Here is a 2,594-nt window from a genome sequence, read left to right on the forward strand (position 1 = left end):
GACGAAAATCTCGATCGACTGCACGAGCCCTTCGGCGTTGAAGTAGAGCTGGGCTTCTTCCAGCGGCATGAAGATGATCGTCGAATCGTATTCCGACATGCCGATCTCGTAGATCGCCGAGACGGTATAGGCCTTGACGCGGGGATTCATGCCGAGCGGGGTGACGTCGCCGTTGGGCGAGGTCAGCGTGATGGTGCCGCCGACCGTTATGCCAAGTTGCTCGGCCATGCGCGAGCCGATCGCCACACCGGAGCCGGAGGCAAACCCGACGAGATCGCCGGACTGGATGTGGTCGGAGACCGACTTCATCTTGCTGAGTTCATCGGCGCGGATGCCGCGCACCAGAGCGCCGGTCGAACTGTCGCCAATGCCCTGGGCGAGCACTTGGCCCTCGACCAGGGGGATCGCCATGGTGACGCCCTTCACGCCCGAAAACTTGGTCGCCAGTTCCGCGTAGTTGTTGAGCGGACCGTCGATCGGCTGGACGATCATATGACCGTTGATCCCGAGAATTCGGGAGTTGAGTTCGGTGCGGAAGCCGTTCATCACCGCCATGACGATGATCAGCGTGGCGACGCCGAACATGATGCCGATGAAGGAAAAGCCGGCAATCACCGAGATGAAGGCTTCCTTGCGCCTGGAGCGCAGGTAGCGCCAGGCCACCATGCGCTCGAAGGCGGAAAAAGGTCGGCTGGAGGACGTCTCAGGCTGCGTCGCAGCCTGCACCTGATCTTGCGTCACGGCGGTCATCCTGCCTTCCCTCGTCTTTTCACTTCGTTGCCATCAGCTTGTTGATCGCCGCCTCGACGGTCAGCGTCTCGCGCTCGCCGGTCTTGCGATCCTTGAGCTCGACTTCGCCATTGGCGATCGAGCGCGGACCGACGATCACCTGGACTGGTACGCCGATCAGATCGGCCGTCGCAAACGGTATCACCCGCTTTCATTGCGCCGCGATGACGTGACGTTGGCGCTGAAGTCAGCCATCCTCGACACGATCCGGGAACAGTTCGATCTCGCCCACATGGGCACCCTCCGACACGGCGCTGCCAAACGGATCACGCGCGATCACGACGCACGAGGACGGCGCCGGGCCCGACCGCTGCGCGCAGACTGAACCAGAAGCACCTAAGCAGGCAACGTCCTGCGCAGTGTCAGTGGAGAATGCAGTGTCAGTGGAGAATTAAGCCGAGCGACGGTTTGCCCGGCAAGCGACTGCGAGAAATCGTCCGAAGTGGACTCCGCGCGCGCGCCAGACCATCACGCCATTTCGACGACCTTGCCGTCTTCGATCGTCACACGGCGGTCCATCAAACCGGCGAGTTCATGATTGTGCGTGGCAATCAGGGACGCAAGGCCGGACTGACGCGCGAGCGCCTCCAGCGCTTCAAAGACGTAACCGGCGGTTTCCGGATCAAGGTTACCCGTCGGTTCGTCCGCGAGAAGGACCAGCGGCGCATTGGCAACGGCACGCGCGATGGCGACACGCTGCTGTTCGCCGCCGGACAGTTCCGTCGGGCGATGATCGGCGCGATGGCCGATGCGCATGTAGTCGAGCAAGGCCCGCGCGCGCTCCCCGGCTTCGGCTTTTCCCAGGCCAGCGATCAGCTGCGGCATCATGATGTTCTCGAGAGCCGTGAACTCCGGGAGCAAATGGTGAAACTGGTAGACGAAGCCGATCTCGTTGCGGCGGATCGCCGTGCGCCTGTCATCGTTGAGGGCGGCACAGGAGACGCCATTGACGAGCACCTCCCCCGCATCCGGCCGTTCGAGCAACCCTGCGACATGCAGGAGGGTCGATTTTCCGGTTCCCGACGGCGCGACCAGCGCCACCGTCTCGCCGCTTCTCAGCGTGAAATCAGCGCCCTTGAGAATGGACAGGAACGTCTCGCCCTCTCCGTAGTGTCGCTCGACGCCGGAAAGCTGCAGTGCCACACGCGCATTCATTTAAGCGATGTCCTTGTCATTCGTAACGCAGGGCCTGCACCGGATCGAGGCGCGAGGCGCGCCAGGCCGGGAAGATCGTGGCGAGGAAGGAAAGAGTGAGCGCCATGACGATGACGAGCGCGGTCTCATCCGCATTCATGTCGGCTGGAAGCTGGCTCAGGAAATAGAGCTCGGGACTGAAGAGCGTCGTGCCCGAAATCCAGGAGAAGAACTGCCGGATGGACTCGATATTGAGGCAGACGACGACGCCGAGCGCCACGCCGGCAACCGTGCCGGCAACACCGATCGCAGCGCCGGTCATGAAGAAGATGCGCATGACTGACCCGGACGTCGCCCCCATCGTTCGAAGGATGGCGATATCGCTTCCCTTGTCCTTAACCAGCATGATCAGGCCGGAGATGATGTTCAGCGCGGCGACCAGCACGATCAGCGTCAGGATCATGAACATGACGTTGCGCTCGACCTGGAGCGCCGAGAAGAAGGTCTTGTTACGGTCGCGCCAGTCGGTAATGAAGATCTGCCGGCCGGACGCATCCTCGATCGGCTGGCGCAGCTCTTCCACGACGTCAGGATGTTCGACGAAAATCTCGATCGACTGCACGAGCCCTTCGGCGTTGAAGTAGAGCTGGGCTTCTTCCAGCGGCATGAAG

Annotated in this window: 3 protein-coding genes and 1 pseudogene; all 4 read right to left on the minus strand. The window is 62.1% G+C overall.

All coding sequences use genetic code 11. The features are described 5' to 3' along the window. The coding region (locus VGO04_RS09050) for an ABC transporter permease (RefSeq protein WP_327495616.1) at nucleotides 1-750 on the minus strand (750 nt) is incomplete at its 3' end. A gap of 19 nt (nucleotides 751-769) precedes the next feature. Continuing rightward, nucleotides 770-925, minus strand: a pseudogene (locus VGO04_RS09055) (His/Gly/Thr/Pro-type tRNA ligase C-terminal domain-containing protein); the annotation flags it as partial. Nucleotides 926-1,257: 332 nt separating this feature from the next. Further along, nucleotides 1,258-1,944, minus strand: coding sequence for an ABC transporter ATP-binding protein (locus VGO04_RS09060; protein WP_327495617.1), 687 nt, complete (start codon nucleotides 1,942-1,944; stop codon nucleotides 1,258-1,260). 16 nt (nucleotides 1,945-1,960) lie between these two features. Beyond that, nucleotides 1,961-2,594: FtsX-like permease family protein (locus VGO04_RS09065; RefSeq protein ID WP_327495618.1), on the minus strand; the 634-nt coding region annotated here is incomplete at its 5' end.

The sequence above is a fragment of the Ensifer sp. genome (assembly GCF_035999185.1).
In the GTDB taxonomy this organism is placed as follows: domain Bacteria; phylum Pseudomonadota; class Alphaproteobacteria; order Rhizobiales; family Rhizobiaceae; genus Ensifer.

Coding starts and splice junctions, on each gene's coding strand:
- VGO04_RS09060 (WP_327495617.1), bottom strand. CDS start 1,944: ATGAATGCGCGTGTGGCACTGCAGCTTTCCGGCGTCGAGCGACACTAC.